Annotated in this window: 1 protein-coding gene; it reads left to right on the top strand. The window is 45.4% G+C overall.

Going from position 1 to position 698, the window contains the following annotated elements:
* On the top strand, positions 1–67 hold a 67-nt coding region (locus ACOTYB_RS24855), incomplete at its 5' end, for an IS1 family transposase (RefSeq protein WP_421765773.1).
* Positions 68–698: the final 631 nt, after the last annotated feature.

Below are 698 nucleotides of genomic sequence, written 5' to 3'. Positions count from 1 at the left end.
CTCAAAATCGCTGGAGCTGCATGACAAGGTCATCGGGCATTATCTGAACATAAAACACTATCAGTAAGTTGGAGTCATTACCCTTTAAATAATTTATAAACGCCGACTGCTGCGGTTATAGACGTGATAACGAGCCCTGCAAATGTGAGTATATCTTTTATCTCCATACAATGATTCCTCCTGAGTAATAGCCATGAATAATATACTATGGGGAGACCTGGAAACCTATTACGAAAATCCCATCAACAATGGTACCCATGCCTATGCGGAGGGCGTCGAAGTAATGCTGTTCACCTGGGCTACCTGTCCCAGCTCGTGGCACTTGCTCAGAACCGCTATCACGATGCGCCGAAAGAGAATGTTTTTACAGGGCATAAACTGGATGTACACCATGATCGAGAAAGCTACGAACCCTTTAGCGGTGACTAACTGACTAAGGTAGATACGGTGCTTGATGAAGAGATGAAAGCAGTAGCGATGGTGGGGATGTATAGCGGCATGAGATTAAACGAAATCTGCTCTCTGCGACTCAGCAATATCAAAACTATTGCGGGGAGTTGGTGTTTCGAGGTGACGAGGGTAAGGCACGGAATGCGGCTCGCCTGGTTCCAATTTATTGAATCGCCACGGATAATTTAGACACTTCCGAGCCGTTGATAATACTGGTTTTCATATTCTGTCGGTGACATCTGATCGCT

The sequence above is a fragment of the Enterobacter cloacae complex sp. IR5450 genome (genome assembly GCF_049238665.1).
GTDB lineage: Bacteria > Pseudomonadota > Gammaproteobacteria > Enterobacterales > Enterobacteriaceae > Enterobacter > Enterobacter hormaechei_C.
The sequence above is the reverse complement of the archived record's forward strand: the minus strand, read 5'-3'. Positions and strand labels throughout refer to the sequence as shown.